This is a genomic window from Pseudomonas sp. GW821-FHT01A09 (assembly GCF_058986725.1).
In genome coordinates this window covers 20,637-38,194 of sequence record NZ_JBYSWB010000014.1, presented here as the reverse complement: position 1 = coordinate 38,194, position 17,558 = coordinate 20,637, and the positions used below count along the sequence as shown (strand labels likewise).

At 64.6% G+C, this 17,558-nt stretch carries 16 protein-coding genes; 14 read left to right on the top strand and 2 right to left on the bottom strand.

Going from position 1 to position 17,558, the window contains the following annotated elements; all coding sequences use genetic code 11:
- The first annotated feature begins 210 nt into the window (after positions 1–210).
- Complete coding sequence (locus AC3WJP_RS16885; protein ID WP_493721912.1) at positions 211–1,110, top strand: SDR family oxidoreductase; 900 nt, start codon at positions 211–213, stop codon at positions 1,108–1,110.
- Between the two features lie 33 nt (positions 1,111–1,143).
- Complete coding sequence (locus tag AC3WJP_RS16880) at positions 1,144–1,230, top strand: small membrane protein YohP (protein ID WP_442087941.1); 87 nt, start codon at positions 1,144–1,146, stop codon at positions 1,228–1,230.
- 303 nt (positions 1,231–1,533) lie between these two features.
- Here the strand turns inward: AC3WJP_RS16880 and AC3WJP_RS16875 are convergent, their stop codons facing one another.
- Entirely contained in the window at positions 1,534–2,328 is a 795-nt protein-coding gene (locus AC3WJP_RS16875; RefSeq protein WP_493721913.1) for an IclR family transcriptional regulator, read from the bottom strand.
- 95 nt (positions 2,329–2,423) lie between these two features.
- Between AC3WJP_RS16875 and AC3WJP_RS16870 the strand changes: the two genes are divergently transcribed.
- The 12 genes from AC3WJP_RS16870 to AC3WJP_RS16815 all read left to right on the top strand — a co-directional run bounded on the left by AC3WJP_RS16870 (position 2,424) and on the right by AC3WJP_RS16815 (position 16,236).
- Entirely contained in the window at positions 2,424–2,822 is a 399-nt protein-coding gene (locus AC3WJP_RS16870) for a Zn-ribbon domain-containing OB-fold protein (RefSeq protein ID WP_493721914.1), read from the top strand.
- Complete coding sequence (locus tag AC3WJP_RS16865; RefSeq protein WP_493721915.1) at positions 2,819–3,970, top strand: thiolase family protein; 1,152 nt, start codon at positions 2,819–2,821, stop codon at positions 3,968–3,970. Before AC3WJP_RS16870 ends, AC3WJP_RS16865 begins: the two co-directional genes overlap by 4 nt.
- A 29-nt stretch (positions 3,971–3,999) precedes the next feature.
- Positions 4,000–6,150 (top strand): acetate--CoA ligase family protein, encoded by a 2,151-nt coding sequence (locus AC3WJP_RS16860; protein WP_493721916.1) that lies wholly within the window; start codon positions 4,000–4,002, stop codon positions 6,148–6,150.
- Entirely contained in the window at positions 6,134–7,000 is an 867-nt protein-coding gene (locus AC3WJP_RS16855) for a MaoC/PaaZ C-terminal domain-containing protein (RefSeq protein WP_493721917.1), read from the top strand. Before AC3WJP_RS16860 ends, AC3WJP_RS16855 begins: the two co-directional genes overlap by 17 nt.
- Complete coding sequence (locus tag AC3WJP_RS16850; protein ID WP_493721918.1) at positions 6,997–8,061, top strand: acyl-CoA dehydrogenase family protein; 1,065 nt, start codon at positions 6,997–6,999, stop codon at positions 8,059–8,061. The genes AC3WJP_RS16855 and AC3WJP_RS16850 overlap by 4 nt, the downstream gene beginning before the upstream one ends.
- Positions 8,058–8,852 carry an enoyl-CoA hydratase/isomerase family protein gene (locus AC3WJP_RS16845; RefSeq protein ID WP_493721919.1) on the top strand — a complete coding sequence of 265 codons (795 nt, stop codon included), beginning with the start codon at positions 8,058–8,060 and terminating at the stop codon, positions 8,850–8,852. The genes AC3WJP_RS16850 and AC3WJP_RS16845 overlap by 4 nt, the downstream gene beginning before the upstream one ends.
- 3 nt (positions 8,853–8,855) lie before the next feature.
- Positions 8,856–10,001, top strand: a complete 1,146-nt coding sequence (locus AC3WJP_RS16840) for an acyl-CoA dehydrogenase family protein (RefSeq protein WP_493721920.1) — start codon at positions 8,856–8,858, stop codon at positions 9,999–10,001.
- A 163-nt stretch (positions 10,002–10,164) separates the two neighbouring features.
- Positions 10,165–11,085, top strand: coding sequence for an SDR family NAD(P)-dependent oxidoreductase (locus AC3WJP_RS16835; protein WP_493721921.1), 921 nt, complete (start codon positions 10,165–10,167; stop codon positions 11,083–11,085).
- Complete coding sequence (locus AC3WJP_RS16830) at positions 11,082–12,062, top strand: NAD(P)H-dependent flavin oxidoreductase (RefSeq protein WP_493721922.1); 981 nt, start codon at positions 11,082–11,084, stop codon at positions 12,060–12,062. The genes AC3WJP_RS16835 and AC3WJP_RS16830 overlap by 4 nt, the downstream gene beginning before the upstream one ends.
- Positions 12,063–12,103: 41 nt before the next feature.
- Entirely contained in the window at positions 12,104–13,375 is a 1,272-nt protein-coding gene (locus AC3WJP_RS16825; protein ID WP_493721923.1) for an MFS transporter, read from the top strand.
- A gap of 232 nt (positions 13,376–13,607) precedes the next feature.
- Positions 13,608–14,447, top strand: a complete 840-nt coding sequence (yghU, locus tag AC3WJP_RS16820) for a glutathione-dependent disulfide-bond oxidoreductase (RefSeq protein ID WP_493721924.1) — start codon at positions 13,608–13,610, stop codon at positions 14,445–14,447.
- Positions 14,448–14,592: 145 nt separating this feature from the next.
- Positions 14,593–16,236, top strand: a complete 1,644-nt coding sequence (locus AC3WJP_RS16815) for an acetolactate synthase large subunit (RefSeq protein ID WP_493721925.1) — start codon at positions 14,593–14,595, stop codon at positions 16,234–16,236.
- Positions 16,237–16,318: 82 nt separating this feature from the next.
- Here AC3WJP_RS16815 and AC3WJP_RS16810 read toward each other — a convergent pair whose 3' ends face one another.
- Complete coding sequence (locus tag AC3WJP_RS16810) at positions 16,319–17,473, bottom strand: alpha-hydroxy acid oxidase (protein WP_493721926.1); 1,155 nt, start codon at positions 17,471–17,473, stop codon at positions 16,319–16,321.
- Positions 17,474–17,558 lie beyond the last annotated feature (85 nt).

The window sequence follows — 17,558 nt, the reverse complement described above, 5'->3', positions numbered from 1 at the left end:
CAGCTCGTTGATGTCTTTATCGACCTCCCTGGCAATCTCTCGATTAAAACTTGGTATCGACATCATGTACATATTTTTACATTGCGCGTTACGTTGGATAAAAGATGGAACGAACAATTCTGCCAGGCGCTCCATTTCAATGACTATTCAATGCAGCGTCGCTGACGCGATCGCTGCGACTTCATTGAAAGCAGCATGAGGAACGTGCCAATGGCTACTGACAATCAGTATTCGATGCAAAACCCGCTGACCCAATATCCGCAGCCGCAGTTTCCCAAGCAGCCGCAATCGGCGCCCGGCACCGTGCATGAACTGCAACCCGCAGCCGATCACGGCGAGACCAGCTATAAAGGCTTTGGCCGACTGGTTGGACGCCGTGCGCTGATCACCGGCGCCGACTCGGGCATAGGTCGCGCCGCTGCCATCGCCTTTGCTCGCGAAGGCGCGGATATCGTCCTCAATTACCTGCCTGAAGAAGAAGCCGACGCCCGCGAAGTGGTGAAACTGATCGAGGCCGAGGGCCGCAAGGCGATCAGCGTACCGGGCGACCTCAAGGACGAACAATTCTGCCAGCGCCTGGTCAGCCAGGCGGTCGCCGGCCTGGGCGGTCTGGATATCCTGGTCAATGTCGCCGGCAAGCAGACCGCGCAGCTGGACATCGCCGAGCTGACCACCGAGCAGTTCGACGCCACCTTCAAGACCAACGTCTACGCCTTGTTCTGGCTGTGCAAGGCGGCCCTGCCGCACTTGCCGGCGGGTGCGACGATCATCAACACCGCGTCGATCCAGGCCTACCAGCCATCGGCGACACTGCTCGACTACGCGCCGACCAAATCCGCCATCGTCGCCTTCACCAAGGCCCTGGCCAAACAGGTCATCGGCAAAGGCATTCGCGTCAACGCCGTGGCCCCGGGCCCGTTCTGGACGCCTTTGCAACCGAGCGGTGGCCAGCCACAGGACAAGATCCCCGATTTCGGTTCCGAGACCCCCATGGGCCGCCCCGGCCAACCGGCGGAGTGCGCACCTATCTATGTGCTGCTGGCCAGCCAGGAATCGAGCTACATCACCGGTGAAGTGTTCGGCGTGACCGGTGGCAACCCGCTGCCTTGATACATTTGCGTTCTACTGAAAAGGAGTTTGACCATGTTGAAATTTCTCGGCGGTACCGTTGGTATCATCTTTCTGATCGGTCTGATCGTGGTGATAGCACTGTTCAAGTTCATCTTCTGATGGCTTGAGCCCTTCCTGCGCCCGCGTCTGATCGGGCGCAGGGATTCACGCCGCCGAATCCCGCCGGCGTACCCGCCCTTCCTGAATGACCGCCGCTGAATGACTCGGCAGCGCTTCCACCATCGCTAGTACCCGCCGATTACTTGCACCGCTGCACACTTGCACCGCTGAACGGCCCTTAAGCAAAGCCGCAGCCGGGGTTCGGCAAAAGTGAATTCCACCGCTTGGCCGCAGAGGCGATCATCGCAGCTACCCTTGCCAGCACCATTTGAAAATATGAATGCCATTCCGCATTCGGAACACCTACGTCCCACGTTTCCCCGGAAACAATGCTCGCCCGATAAACGCCGACGTCTGGCTCAGGGCCACCCCCATGCGCTCCAACTCCTCACGACTGTGCTGAGCACCGATACCGATTCCTGAAATCACCAGGCGCGGCTGATCATGGTGATCGGTGATCGCGCTGGCGACCAGGCTGACGCCCCGATACAGATTGCCTTCGTCGATGGCCCAGCCGCTGTGCAGGGTCGCCTGGGCTTCGCTCATATAGGTCTCGAAAGTCGGCGGATTCTCCCATTGCAGGCGCGCGAAACGCCGGCGCATCTCCTCCTCGGGCACCTGGCGCAAGGCGGCGATGCAACGGCCGCTGGCACCGATCAGTTCCGGCAGTCGGGTGTTCAGGCGCACATCGACATGGGCGGCATTGGGGATCGCGCGGCCGATGGCGTGAATATGATTGTCGCCGGTGACCTGCCAGAGGATCACCAGAATGCGGTAGTTGAGGCTCAGCCGATCGAGCTCGGGCTGAATCAGGTCGGCGTAGCTGTAGCCGATCAGGCTCACCGCCAGCTCCGAAAGCCCGAGCCCCAGGCGATAGGTCTTGTCGCTGTCGTTGAAGGACACCAACTGCTCGTTGGTCAGCGTGCGCAGGATATTGAATGCGCTGCTCGGGCTGATGCCGGTGGCCCGGGCGATGGCGGCGACGCCCTCAGGGTCGGGGGTACTGGCCAGATGGCGAAGGATCTGGATGGCATTGACTACCGCACCCACGTCCTTGGTCGCGGGTCGAGCATTCTTGTCTAACAGGTCGTCGGTCATTTTTATTCAGCATTCGGATTGACATTCTCTATGTTGAATATATTCTAGCTTCAACACGTCGTATAGCGTGACGCACAACAATAACAGGAGGACGCATGACGCATGCACCGCAACCTCTGCCAGACAGCCCCCTGGGGCCAGAGGCTCAGTACCAGGCCTATCTTGATCAGGGCCGCTTCATGCTGCAGTTCACCCCCAGCGCCGAGCGCCATGTCTTCTATCCCCGTGTAGCGGTCCCCGGCAGCGGCGAAACCGACCTGCAATGGGTGGCCGCCAGCGGCCTGGGCAAACTTTACGCGATCACCGTCAATCATTCCCGCCAAGGCAGCCACAACATCGCGCTGGTCGACCTCGACGAGGGGCCGCGGATGATGTCGCGCCTGCACGGCGTCGATACCGCCCCCATCGGCAGCCGCCTGCGCGCCGAGATCGTCGAGCTGCAGGGCCAGGCCGCCGTGGTCTTTCGAGTGATCGCCGAGGAGACGCCATCATGAGCAGCCCGTTACGCGGCCAGACCGCGATCGTCGGCATCGGCCAGTCCGGCATCGGCAATGCTCCCGGCTACAGTGCCATGGAACTGCTCGGCCAGGCGGCCGTCAGCGCCGTGGCCGATGCCGGCCTGCAGATGAGCGATATCGACGGGCTGTTCTGCGCCACCAGCGTCAATGCTTTTCCGACCCTGTCGGCCGGCGAATACCTGGGGCTGCGCCCGACCTTCTTCGACGGCACCAATGCCGGCGGTTCGAGCTTCGAGATGCACCTGCTGCAGGCGACCCTGGCGCTGCAAGCGGGCCTGTGCAACGCCGCGCTGATCTGCTACGGCTCCAATCAGCGCAGCGGCGGCGGCAAGCTGGTGTCGATGAGCGAGCCGCAATGGCACGAGACGCCCTATCAGCCGCGCCATCCGATCACCGCCTACGCCCTGGCCACCAGCCGCCACATGCATCAATACGGCACCACCCGCGCCATGCTCGCCGAAGTCGCCGTGGCCGCCCGCGGCTGGGCCAACCTCAATCCGCACGCCCATGCCCGTGGCCCCTTGAGCATCGAAGACGTGCTGGCCGCGCGCATGGTCAGCGATCCGTTGAGTACCGCCGATTGCTGCCTGGTCACCGATGGCGGCGGCGCCTGCGTCATGGTCCGCGCCGACCGCGCCCGCGATCTGCCTCGTACACCTGTCTACTTTCTAGGCGCCGCCGGAGCGCAATGGCACCGCTCGATTGTCGCGATGCCCGACCTGACCGTCACCGCCGCCACCGAAAGCGGCCCGCGTGCCATGGCCATGGCCGGCGTCAGCCACGCCGACATCGACCTGGCGATGCTCTACGACGCCTTCACCATCAACACCCTGCTGTTCCTCGAAGACCTCGGCTTTTGCCCCAAGGGCGAAGGCGGTCGCTTCGTCCAGGATGGCCGAATTGCCCCAGGCGGTTCGCTGGCGGTCAACACCAACGGCGGCGGCCTGTCCTGCATGCACCCCGGCATGTACGGCATGTTCCTGATTCTCGAAGCGGTACGGCAGATTCGCGGCGAGGCTGGCGCTCGCCAACTGGCCAGGTCCGACATCGCCCTGCTGCACGGCAACGGCGGCACCCTCTCCAGCCAGGTCACAGCCATTCTCGGGAGCGCAGCAACGCTCTGATATCGGTACCCCCTCTTACAGGTGACGACATGCACGATAATAAAAACAATGCAGATGACCGACCCAGGTCACGTTTCGACAGCCTCACCCCCCTGCTGCAACCGCGTTCGGTGGCCGTGGTAGGCGCGTCTTCGGACCCGACCCGCATCGGCGGCCGGCCCATCTCCTATATGTTGCGCCAGGAGTTTCAAGGCCTGCTGATGCCGGTCAACCCGAACCGCAAGGAGGTCCAGGGCATCCGCGCCTACGCCAGCGTGCAGAACCTGCCCCAGGCGCCGGACACGGCCATTGTCGCGGTGCCCGCTGCGCAGGTGCTCGAGACCATCAAGGCCCTGGGCGAACGCGGTACCCGCAGCGCCCTGGTGTTCTCCTCGGGGTTCAGCGAGGTGGGCGGTGACGGCGTCGGCCTGCAGGACGCCCTGGTGGCCGAAGCCCGCCGCCACAACATGCGCCTGCTGGGCCCCAATACCGCCGGCGTGTTCAACGCCAACCTGGGCTACTACGGCACTTTCGCCTCCGGCCTGGAACGCGGCTTCCCGCTGCCCGGGCGCGTCGGCATCGCCTCGCAGTCCGGCGCCTACGCGGCGCACATGCTCGGCCTGTCGCGGGCACGCGGGCTCGGCACGCCGCTGATGATCTCCACGGGCAACGAAGCCGATATCACCCTGGGTGACGGCATTGGCTGGCTGGTGGACAGCCCCGATGTCGATGTGGTCATGGCCTACGCCGAGTCGATTCGCGACGTGGACACTTTCATTCATGCCTTGGAAGCCGCCCATCGGGCACGCAAGCCGGTGATTCTGCAAAAAGTCGGGCGCAGCGCCCTCGGCCAGCAAGCGGCCATGTCCCACACCGCCTCGCTGGCCGGTGACGACAAGGTGTTCAAGGCGGTGCTCGGCGATTACGCGGTGTTCCTCGCCGACAGCGGCGCGCAGATGCTCAACATCGCCTACGCCGCTACCCGGCGCATCTACCCGGCTCGAAACAGCCTGGGCATGGTGACCATCAGCGGCGGCGCCGGCATCATCGTCAGCGATGCCGCCGAAGACCTCGAGCTGCCCATGCCGCCCATGCCCGCAGCGGCCCAGGCCAGGCTCAAGGAACAACTGTCGTTCTGCTCGCCGATCAACCCGGTGGACTTCACCGCCCACGTGCTCAACGATATTTCTCTGGCCGGCAGCTTCACCGAGAGCCTTATCAGCGACGGCGGCTACAGCTCGGTGCTGGCGTTCTTCAGCCAGGCCGGGACGGTGCCCTCGATCGCCCCGCGCCTGTGCGCCGAGCTGAAAAAGGTCAAGGACGCCCATCCCGAGACACTGTTCGTGGTGTCGCTGATCGGCGATGCCGAGCAAGTGGTGCCCTACGAGCAAGAAGGCTTCGTGCTGTTCGAAGACCCGACCCAGGCGGTCACCGCCATTCACGCCATGGGCAAACTGGGCGAGGCCTTCGACCGGCCGCTGCCGAGCAAACCGAATCTGCCTGCGGTGCAGCTGCCACCGGGCAAGCTAAGCGAGGCCGAAGCCAAGACGCTGCTCGGTGAATTCGGCATTGTCAGCGCCGCCGAGAAAGTCCTCGACAGCGCCGCCGAGGCGGCACGTTTTGCCACTCAGATCGGCTACCCGGTGGTGATGAAAATTTCCAGCCCGGACATCCTGCACAAATCCGAGATCGGCGGCGTGCTGCTGGATATCGCCAGCCCGCAAGCCGTCGAAGAGGGCTACGCCACGCTGCTTGAGCGCGCCGCCCTGCACGCCCCCGACGCGCACCTGGACGGCATTCTGGTGGCCCGCCAACTGAGCGGCGGTGTCGAGTGCTTCATGGGCATCCAGCGCGACCCGATGTTCGGCCCGGTGGCGGTGTTCGGCCTGGGCGGCATCTTTGTCGAAGTGCTCAAGGATGTGGTCCTGCGCCGCTGTCCGTTCGATGCGGTAGAAGCCGAGAAGATGATCCGCAGCATCAAGGGCGCGCCGCTGCTGCTCGGCGCCCGCGGCCGTCCGCCAGTGGACATCGATGCCCTGGCGCAGATGCTCGCGCGGCTCTCCGAGTTCGCCTGGCGCGCCGGCGACAGCCTGCAATCGGTCGACCTGAACCCCGTATTCGCCCTGCCTGCCGGCCAGGGCGCATTTGCCGCCGACGCGGTGATCATCAGCCAGGAGGTGCCCCATGCCACTCGATCCTGAGACCCTGCTGAACTTCCCCATCCCGGCGGTGCATCAGCACCTGAGCCGCAAGGACACCGCTTTCTACGCGCTGTCGGTGGGCATGGGCGCTGACCCTGTCGATCGCAAGCAGCTGGATTTCGTCGATTCGGCCCGCGACTTTCAGGCGCACCCATGCATTCCAGTGGTGCTGGCCTACCCGGGCTTTTGGCTGGGCAATCCGGCCACCGGGGTCGATGCGCTGAAACTGGTACTCGGCGAGCAGCGCATCGAATGGCTCAAACCCATTCCAGTCGAGGGCCAGATCATCGGCCGCACCCGCGTTACCGGCCTGGTCGATAAGGGCCCCGGCAAGGGCGCCCTGCTCTACAGCGACAAAGAGCTGGTCGATGCCGCCAGCGGCGAGGTGTTCGCCATCACCTCCAGCACCACCTTCCTGCGCGGCGACGGCGGCTGCGGTGCGCCAAGCGGCCCGGTGCCCCCCGCCCACGTGATGCCCGACAGCGCACCCGAGCATGTCATCGACCATCCGACCCGCCCCGAACAGGCGCTCTACTATCGCCTGAACGGTGACGACAACCCATTGCATGCCAACCCCGACGTGGCCATCCGCGCCGGCTTCGAACGGCCGATCCTGCATGGCCTGTGCACCCTGGCGACCTCGTTCCAGGCGCTGTTCGAAGTGCTTGCCGACTATCGCAGCGACCTGCTGCACAGCCTGGAAGTGCGTTTCAGCGCGCCGGTGTATCCGGGCGAAACCATCCGCACTGAAATCTGGAACGACGGCTCGTTCCGCGCGCGGGTGGTAGAGCGCGATGTGGTGGTCCTCAACAACGGCAAGTTGGCGCTGAACAAGGAGCATCGCCCATGAACCAGGCCCTCGCTGCACCCGACGATTACGAACGTCTCGAACGCCTCAACATGATTCGCGACAGCGCCGCGGCGGTGGTGCCGCGCGACGGCGATCTGTCCCGCATCCGCGCCCTGCGCTTCGCCGAACCGCAGGCACTGCGCGCGCCCTGGCAGGCCATCTGCGAGCAAGGCTGGACGGGGCTGAGCCTCGCTGAAACACTGGGCGGCAGCGGCCTGGGCCAGGCCGAATCGATTGCGCTGCTCGAGGAACTGGGCCGCGGCCTCGCTCCCGAGCCACTGATCGGCGCCAGCCTGGTGGCAACGCTGCTGCCTGCCGACTTGCTCGACGCGCAACTGAGCGGTACGCACCTGACGCTGCCTGCCGGGTTGTACTACAGCGCCTGCCTGCAGTACCGCGACGGTGCCGTCAGCGGCCAACTGCATGACGTGGCCCTCGGCGCCTGCGCCGATGCCTTTGTGGTGAAGACCGATCAGGGCCTGGCGCTGGTCGATGCCAAGGCCATCGCCCTCGTGCCCGCCGCCACCCAGGACGGCGGCCACAGCGCCCGCCTGACCTTCACTCAGGCCCCGGCGCGCCTGCTCGATGTGCCGGCGGCCGCACTTGAGCAGGCACTGGATCAGGCCACTCTGGGTACCGCCGCCTACTTGCTCGGCTGCATGCAGGGTGCCTTCGAGCGCACCCTGGACTATCTCAAGGTGCGCCGTCAGTTCGGCCGCCCCATCGGCAGTTTTCAGGCCCTGCAACATCGTTGCGTCGACCTCAAGCTGCAGATCGAACTGAGTCGCGCGATCATCACCCAGACCGCCGTGCGCATCGATGCGGGCATCGACGCCGACGCCCGTCAGCGCCAGGTCAGCGCCGCGAAAATCCGCAGCAGCCGCGCGGCGTTGCAGGTCTGCCGCGAGGCGATTCAGCTGCATGGTGCCATCGGCTACACCGACGAAGCCGACATCGGCCTGTTCCTGCGCAAGGCCCTGGTGCTGCTCAATGCCGGTGGCACACTGGCGCACCATCAGGCGCGTTATATCGAGCACGTGTTCAACGAGGTGCAGCCATGAGCCAGGCCATTGTCGAGCACGCCATTATCGAGCAAGGCATTCTTGAACAGGACCGCGGCCGCACGCGCATCCTCTCGATCAACGTACCCGAGCGTCGCAATTCGGTGTCTCTGGCCTTGCGCGAGCAGCTGTGTACCGCCTTGGTCCGTGCCGAGCAGGACGCCAAGGTGCGCTGTGTGATCCTCACCGGCGTCGACGGCAACTTCTGCGCCGGCGGCGACATCACCGACATGCACGTCAGCGATCTGGCCGCTGGCCGTGAGCGCATGCGCCGCAGCCATCGCCTGATCCGTCAGATGGTCGGCATGAGCAAACCGCTGATCGCTGCCGTCGAGGGCTGGGCCGCCGGCGCCGGCCTGTCGCTGGCCATGGCCTGCGATACCGTGGTGGCCGGCGACGGCGTGCGCTTCGTTGCCAGCTTCGGCCAGGTCGGGCTGATGGCCGACATGGGCGTGCTGCACACCCTGAGCCAACGCATCGGCCGCGGGCGTGCCCGTCAGGTGTTGCTCTACGGCGAAAAATGGGACTCCGCGCAAGCCGACAAGCTAGGCCTCATCGATCATCTGGTGCCGGCCGGCCAGGCACTGGAAGTCGCTCTGGGCCGGGCCCAGGTGCTGGAAAAACTCGCGCCCCTGCCCTTGGCGCTGACCAAGGCGGTGCTGGCCGAAGGGCTCGACGCCCAGTTGGACCGCGAGCTGGAACTGCAGAGCCAGCTGTTTCTCAGCCACGACCACGCCGAGGGCAAGGCGGCCTTTTTGGGCAAGCGCCCCGCCGAATTCACCGGAGCCTGAACCATGACCGATTACAACGCGATGGACGACAGCAGTTTTCGCCTTGAGGTGCGCAGTTGGGTGCAAGCCAACTACCCCGCCGCCAAGCGCAACCCGCGCAAACGGCTGGGCACTGAAGACAGCCGCGAGTGGTATCGGCTGCTGTCGCAAAAAGGCTGGCTGGCCCCCGGCTGGCCGCAGGAATACGGCGGCATGGGCCTGAGCGCGGCCAAGCAGTTGATCATGATGGAGGAGATGGAAAGCCACGGCTGCGCACGCCTGCCCGACAGTGGCTTGACCATGCTAGGGCCGATGCTGGTGCGCTACGGCAGCGAGGCGCAAAAGGCCTATCACCTGCCGCGCATCCTCAGCGGCGAGCACCTCTGGTGTCAGGGCTACAGCGAGCCCAACGCCGGCTCCGACCTGGCCAGCCTGCGCACCGAAGCCGTCGATGAGGGCGACCATTGGCGCGTCAGTGGCCAGAAGATCTGGACCACCATGGCCACCGAGTCGAACTGGATCTTCATGCTCGTGCGCACCGACCGCAACGCCAAGCCCCAGGCCGGTATCAGCTTTTTGCTGGTGCCGCTGGACACTCCCGGCATCGAAGTGCGGCCGATCCTCAACCTCGACCTGCACGGCGAATTCGCCGAGGTGTTCTTCACCGACGTCAAGGTGCCCAAGGCCAACCTGGTCGGCGAGCTCAATCAGGGCTGGAGCATGGCCAAGGCGCTGCTGGGCTTCGAGCGCATCTTTCTCGGTTCGCCCAAGCAGTCGACCCATTCGCTGGACCGCCTGGCGCGCCTGGCCAAGCTCAACGGTGCCTGGCAGCAACCGGTGTTCCGCCAGCGCTTCGCTGATCTGCAGCTGGATCTGGACTGCCATCGGGCGCTGTATGAATCCTTCGCCGACGCGCTGCGCCGCGGCCAGCCACTGGGCGCCGAAGTGTCGATGCTGAAGATCTTCCAGTCCGAGCTGTTTCAGCGCATCAACGAACTGGCACTGGAGACTGCCGGCGAAGCCGCCGGCCTGCTCGACCCGATCCCCGAAGATGCCGCGCTGTATCCCGCCGGCCTGTTCATTCAGTCGCTGTGCGCGACCATCTACGGCGGCAGCAACGAGATCCAGCGCAACATTCTGGCCAAGCAGGTGCTGGATCTGCCGGCCTGACCGAGCCGGTACCCGATGAACCGATTGACGCGACACCTGTAGCGAGGGGGCTTGCCCCCGAAAGGTACATCCGCCACACGCCTGTGCACTGATACATCTTTCGGGGGCGAGCCCCTCGCTACAGGACCTGGGGCATTTTGAACAACAACAAGGACACCCAATCATGAGCACATCCCCCTCGATCGAAGGCAAAGTCGCGATTGTCACCGGCAGCGGCAGCGGTATCGGCCAGGCCATCGCCCTGGCCATGGCCGCCGCGGGCGCCAAGGTGGTCATCAACGACATCGGCGTCTCCCTGCAAGGTGAAGGCGGCTCCAACAGCCCCGCCATGCAGACCCAGGCACTGATCCGCGAAGCCGGCGGCGAAGCGGTGATCAACACCGACAGCGTCTCGGAATGGGCCAACGCCAAGCGCATCGTCGATTGCGCGCTGGACTCGTTCGGGCGCGTCGACATAGTGGTCAACAACGCCGGCATCCTGCGCGACGCCATCTTTCACAAGATGAGCCCGGAAGAATGGCTGGCGGTCGTCAACGTGCACCTCAACGGCAGCTTCTTCGTCAGCCGCGCCGCCGCTGAACATTTCCGTGAGCAGCAAAGCGGCGCCTTCGTGCACATGACCAGCACCTCGGGGCTGATCGGCAACGTCGGCCAGGCCAACTATTCGGCAGCCAAGCTCGGCATCGTCGGGCTGTCGAAGACCATCGCCATGGACATGCGCCGCTTCGGTGTGCGCTCCAACTGCATCGCGCCCTTCGCCTGGGGCCGCATGACCAGCTCGATCCCGTCCGACACCCCGGAGCAGAAAGCCCGGGTCGAGCGCCTGCAGCAGATGACCCCGGACAAGAACGCGCCGCTGGCGGTGTACCTGGCCAGCGATGCGGCCAAGGATGTCAGCGGCCAGGTGTTCGCCGCGCGCAACAACGAGCTGTTCCTGATGAGCCAGAGCCGGCCGCTGCGCAGCGTGCAACGCAGCGATGGCTGGACCCCGCAGCAGATCGCCGAGCATGGCATGCCCGCCCTGCGCGGCAGCTTTTTGCCGCTGGATGCCAGCGCTGACGTGTTCTCGTGGGATCCGGTATGAGCACCTTCAAGACGCGCTTCACCGCGACCTTCGGCATCGAGCACCCGATCATGCAAGGCGGCATGCAATGGGCGGCCAGGGCCGAGTTGGTGGCGGCGGTGGCCAACGCCGGGGCGCTGGGCACGCTGTCGGCGCTGACGCAACCGACCCCCGAGGACCTGGCGCGGGAGATTCAGCGCTGCCGCGAGCTCACCGACCAGCCGTTCGCGGTCAACCTGACCCTGCTGCCGACCCTCAAGCCGGTGCCTTACGGCGAATACTGCGCGGCCATCATCGAAGGCGGCGTGGGCATCGTCGAAACCGCCGGCAGCAACCCGCAGGCACACATCGACGTGCTGCGCGCCCATGGCATCAAGGTCATCCACAAATGCACCTCGGTACGCCACGCCCTCAAGGCCCAGGCCCTGGGCGTGGATGCGGTGTCCATCGACGGCTTCGAGTGCGCCGGCCACCCGGGCGAGGACGATGTACCCGGACTGGTGCTGATCCCCGCTGCGGCGCAACGCCTGAGCGTGCCGCTGATCGCCTCTGGTGGTTTTGCCGATGCCCGCGGGCTGGTCGCGGCGCTGGCGCTGGGCGCGGACGCGATCAGCATGGGCACGCGCTTCTTGTGTACCCAGGAAGCGCCGGTGCACGCGCAGGTCAAGGCCACCCTGGTGGCCAACGATGAGCGCAGCACCGATCTGATTCTGCGCAGCCTGCGCAACACCGCGCGGGTCGCGCGCAACGCCATCAGCCAGGAAGTCCGGGCCATGGAGGCGCGCGGTGCGAAGTTCGAAGAGCTCGCGCACCTGGTGTCGGGCCAGCGCGGTCGCCAGGTCTACTCCACCGGTGACGCTGATTTCGGCGTGTGGTCGGCCGGGCTGGTGCAAGGCCTGATCGACGACATCCCGACCTGCCAGGCGCTGGTGCAGCGCATCGTCGACCAGGCCCGGCAATTGATCGACCAGCGCCTGCAAGGCCTGCTGGTGGAGTAAAGAACCACGCGTCGCAGCCCCTCAACGAGAGAATAAAAATAATGGAAATGCTCGCTGCTTCAACGCCAACCAAAGTGATCGCCACCCACACCAAGGCCATCGTCTTCGTGTTCTGTTTCCTCGGCCTGCTGGCCGACGGCGCCGACCTGATGCTGCTGTCCTACAGCCTCGGCAGCCTGCGTCAGGAGTTCGGCCTGAGCAGCTTCGAAGCCGGCAGCCTGGGCAGCATCACCCTCGCCGGCATGGCCATAGGCGGCATCTACGGCGGCTGGGCCTGCGACCGCTTCGGCCGGGTCAAGGTGGTGTTCTGGACCACCCTGGTGTTTTCCATCGGCACCGCGGCGCTAGGCTTCACCCACAGTTATCTGCAGTTCGCCCTGGTGCGCTTCTTCGCCTCGCTGGGGCTGGGCTCGCTGTTCGTGGCCTGCAACACGCTGATGTCCGAGTACGTCTCGACCAAATACCGCACCACCGTGCTCGCCACCCTGCAGGCCGGCTGGACCGTGGGCTATCTGGTCGCCACCCTGCTGGCTGGCGCGATCATCCCCGAGCACGGCTGGCGCTGGCTGTTCTTCATCGCCATCGTGCCGGTGGTGCTGGCGCTGTTCGTCAAGCCGCTGGTGCCCGAGCCACCGGCCTGGCTCGCCGCCCAGGCCGAACGCCAGCGGATCAAGCGCGAAGGCGGCGGTGTGGTGGTGAAAAAACCCGGCTCGTTGAAGATCCTGTTCGCCGACAAGGCCGCGCGACGCATGCTGATCCTGTGGACGCTGACCGCAGGCTTTTTGCAGTTCGGCTATTACGGGGTCAACAACTGGATGCCCTCGTATCTGGAGCAAGAGCTGCACATGAACTTCAAGGCCATGACCGGTTATATGGTCGGCACCTATGCGGCGATGATCGTCGGCAAGGTGTGCTCGGGAGTGCTCTCCGATGCGGTCGGGCGGCGCAATTCGTTTGTGTTCGGGTGTATCGGCACGGCGCTGTTGATTCCGGCGATCGTGTACCTGAATTCGCCGGGGAATATTCTTTATCTGCTGGTGTTCTTCGGGTTTATCTATGGCATTCCGGTGGGGGTGGTGGCGACTTATATGACCGAGAGCTTCGAGACTCGGGTGCGCGGCTCCGGCGTAGGTGGCGCCTACAATTTTGGCCGGATCGGGGCAGCCTTCGCGCCGGCGATCATCGGCTTGCTGGCGGCGCAGGTGTCGATTGCAGCGGGGATGCTGGTGATGGGAGTTGCTTATGTGATCACCGGACTGATACCGGCGCTTTTCATCCGTGACAAGCTTCATGATCCGCAGAAAGCCCTGTAGCGAGGGGGCTTGTCCCCGATTCGCGGCGTAAGGGGCATAGGTGTCTACAAGGACAGGCAATCGGGGGCAAGCCCCCTCGCTACAGGGATTGCCGATGGGAGGCCTTATAACCAGATCTCAGCTTGCATGACTTTTTCGCAGGTTGACGCCAGCTCAAGGTATGGCGGTATTCTTGGCATCGACTTCCAGCGGCCCACCCGGCCGCTTACCACGAACCAGGAGTTTGCCTCACATGAGCAATGCCCCTTACGTCCCGCCCAAGGTCTGGAGCAACGACACCTCGGTCGGCGGTAATTTCGCCAGCATCAACCGCCCGACCGCCGGCCCGACCCACGACAAAGTCCTGCCGGTGGGCAAGCACCCGCTGCAGTTGTACTCGCTGGCCACACCCAATGGCATCAAGGTCACCATCCTCCTCGAAGAGCTCCTGGCGGTGGGGGTGTCCGAGGCCGAGTACGACGCCTGGCTGATCCGCATCAATGAAGGCGATCAGTTCTCCAGCGGCTTCGTCGACATCAACCCGAACTCCAAGATCCCCGCCCTGCTCGACCGCAGCGTCGAACCGCCGATCCGGGTGTTCGAATCCGGTTCGATTCTGCTGTATCTCGCGCAGAAGTTCGGCCGCTTCCTGCCTACCGATGCGCCCGGGCGGACCGAGACGCTGAACTGGCTGTTCTGGCAGATGGGCTCCGCACCCTACGTGGGTGGTGGTTTCGGCCACTTCTATGCCTATGCACCGGAGAAGTTCGAGTATCCGATCAACCGCTTCACCATGGAAACCAAGCGCCAGCTCGATGTGCTCGACCGCCGTCTGGCCGAAAGCGAGTACCTGGCGGGCGACAGCTATACCATCGCCGATATCGCGGTGTGGTCGTGGTACGGCAAGCTGGTGCGCGGTGATCTGTATTCGGCTGGGGAGTTTCTGGATGCCAAGAGCTATACCCATGTGCAGCGCTGGGCAGAAGCTATTGCTCAGCGCCCGGCAGTGATTCGCGGTACGCGGGTGAATCGGCCTTGGGGCGATGAAGCGACGCAGGTGCCGGAACGGCATGATGCGGCGGACCTGGATTGATCAGTCGCGGTTGAAACGTTCGCCTGCAAAGGCCAGACAGTTGAACCTTGATGTCATATGATGTCTAACCTCCACATTTAACACCCAAGGCCGCCGCCCTACCGCGGCCTTCCCCTCGCTCCCTCCTCAAGAGGCTCGCCCCACCATGCTCAAAGCTGCCGAGTTAGTCGTCAAGTGTCTGGAAAACGAAGGCGTCGAATACGTTTTCGGTATTCCCGGTGAAGAAAACCTCGACCTGCTGGACTCGCTCTCGCGCTCGTCCATCAAGTTGATCCTCACCCGCCACGAACAGCCTGCGGGCTTCATGGCTGCCACTTACGGGCGCCTGACCGGCAAGACCGGCGTGTGCCTGTCGACCCTCGGCCCGGGCGCGACCAACCTGGTGACCGCCGGCGCGTACGCGTTTCTGGGCGGCATGCCGATGATGATGATCACCGGCCAGAAGCCGATCAAAAAATCCAAGCAAGGGCGTTTCCAGATTCTCGACGTGTGCGGAATGATGGCGCCGCTGACCAAGTACACCCACCAGTTGGCCTCCGCGGACAACATCCCCTCGCGTATCCGTGAAGCGATTCGCCTGGCCGAGGAAGAAAAACCCGGCTCCGTGCACCTCGAGCTGCCTGAGGACATCGCCGCCGAATTCACCGACAGCACGCCCATCGCCCCGAGCCTGAGCCGCCGCCCGGTCGCCGAACAGAAAGCCATCGAGGCCGCCGTCGCCAAGCTCGAAGCTGCGCGCAGCCCGGTGCTGGTGATAGGTGCCGGCGCCAACCGCAAGATGACCGCCCGGGTACTGCGCCAGCTGATCGAGAAGACCGGCATCCCCTTCGTCACCACGCAAATGGGCAAGGGCGTGGTCGACGAGCGTCATCCGCGCTTCCTCGGCAACGCTGCGCTGTCGGCGGGCGACTTCGTCCACCGCGCGCTGGAGTCCGCCGACCTGATCGTCAACATCGGTCATGACGTGATCGAGAAGCCGCCGTTCTTCATGGTCCGTGGCGGCACCGAGGTGGTCCACATCAGCTTCCGCTCGGCAGAAGTCGATCCGGTGTATTTCCCGCAGATCGAAGTGGTCGGCGACATCGCCAACGCCATCTGGGAAATCAAGGAAAAAATCGAGGTCCAGGACAGCTGGGACTTCAGCCGCATGCTGACCATCCGCGAAGCCAACGAGGCCCATGTCGCGCTCGGCGCCGACGATGCGCGCTTCCCGGTATACCCGCAGCGGCTGGTGGCGGACCTGCGCGCGGTGCTGCCGTCCGACGGCATCGTCGCGCTGGACAACGGCGTCTACAAGCTCTGGTTCGCGCGCAACTACAAGGCCTACATGCCCAACACCGTGCTACTCGACAACGCCCTGGCGACCATGGGCGCCGGCCTGCCTTCCGCCATGGCGGCGCGCCTGGTGTACCCGGACACGCCGATCGTCTCGGTGTGCGGTGACGGCGGTTTCATGATGAACAGTCAGGAGCTCGAAACGGCGGTACGCCTGAAGATGAACCTGGTGGTGATCGTGTTGCGCGATGACGGCTACGGCATGATCCGCTGGAAACAACAGCAGATGGGCTTCGAGGACTTCGGTCTGGATTACGGCAACCCGGATTTCGTCAAGTACGCCCAGAGCTATGGCGCCTTCGGGCATCGGGTCGAAAGCGCCGAGGCGTTCGCGCCGTTGGTGACCCAATGCTTGCAGACCCCGGGTGTGCATGTGATCGACTGCCCGGTGGATTACTCGGAAAACGACCAGATTCTGCACCGCGACATTCAGTCGCTCAGCGCTGCGGTCTGATCACTGATCGATAGCGGCATGCCAACCCTGTGGCGCGGGAGATTGCTCCCTCGCCACAGGGTCCTGGGTCCCAGGCCGAGTCTTAGCGCCGCACCAGCACCTGCGGCCCCAGTGCCGCCAGCTCGGTAATGCCCAGCAAGCCCAGATCACGGCTCACTTCATCGACGATCAAGCGGATGGCATGGGCCACCCCGGCCTGCCCACCCACGGCGCTGGCGTAGTTGAAAGGCCGCCCGATAAACGCCGCCTTGGCGCCCAGGGCCAGGGACTTGAGCACATCGGTGCCGCGGCGAATACCGCTGTCGAGCATCACCGTCATGCCCTCGCTGGCGGCGATGATGTCGGGCAGCACATACAGCGGCGGCACCGTACCGTCGAGCTGCCGACCACCGTGGTTGGAGACGATCACGCCGTCGATGCCGCTCGCCTTGCAGCGCGCCGCGTCGGCCGCCGTCAACACACCCTTGATGATCATCGCGCCAGGCCACTGCTGGCGGATGTGACGCACATGGCCCCAGTGCAGATGACCGCGGTCGGTGAAGTCGCGCATCACGCTCGACGACATCACCGGCGCACCACGCGTAGCGTAGTTGTTTTCGAAATACGGCATGCCGTGGTGGATCAGGGTGCGCAAGAAGGTCCCCAGCAACCAGCGCGGGTGGGTCACGCCTTGGTAGGCCAGCGCCAGGCTGGGCCGCAGCGGCGTGGAGAAGCCAGCGCGCACGTTGTTTTCGCGGTTGGCCTTGACCGGGGTGTCGACGGTGATCACCAGCGTCTGCACCCGGGCCTTGCGCACGCGCTCGATCAGCGGCGCGATCTGCGTGGCGTCGCCCGGCAGATAGGCCTGGAACCAGGTGTTGGGGGCCGCCTCGAGCACCTCTTCCAGACGAATCAGCGAGGAGCCGCTCATGATGAAAGGCACATTGGCCTCTGCCGCGGCCTGCGCCAGCGACAGGTCGCCGCGATAGCCCGTGAGCGCGGCGATGCCCATGGGCGCAATGCCGACGGGAGCAGCGTAGCGATGACCGAACAGCTCGGTCGTCAGGTCCCGCTGGGATACGTCGACCAGCACGTTGGGCTTGAGAAAGTAATCATTGAACACCGCGCGGTTGGCCTGCAGCGTCTGGTTATCCTCGACACCGCCTTGCACATAGGCGAACAGCGGCTTGGGCAGGTGCCTGCGCGCGCCAGGTTCGAAATCGTCCAGCGAAAGGTAGCGAGAAAGCAGTGTGGTCATGGTCGAGGCTGCCGAGTCAAACGTGCCGCGACTATAAAGGGGCGCGAGTAGCGGCGCTAAATAGCCAGATGGCATATGGATATAT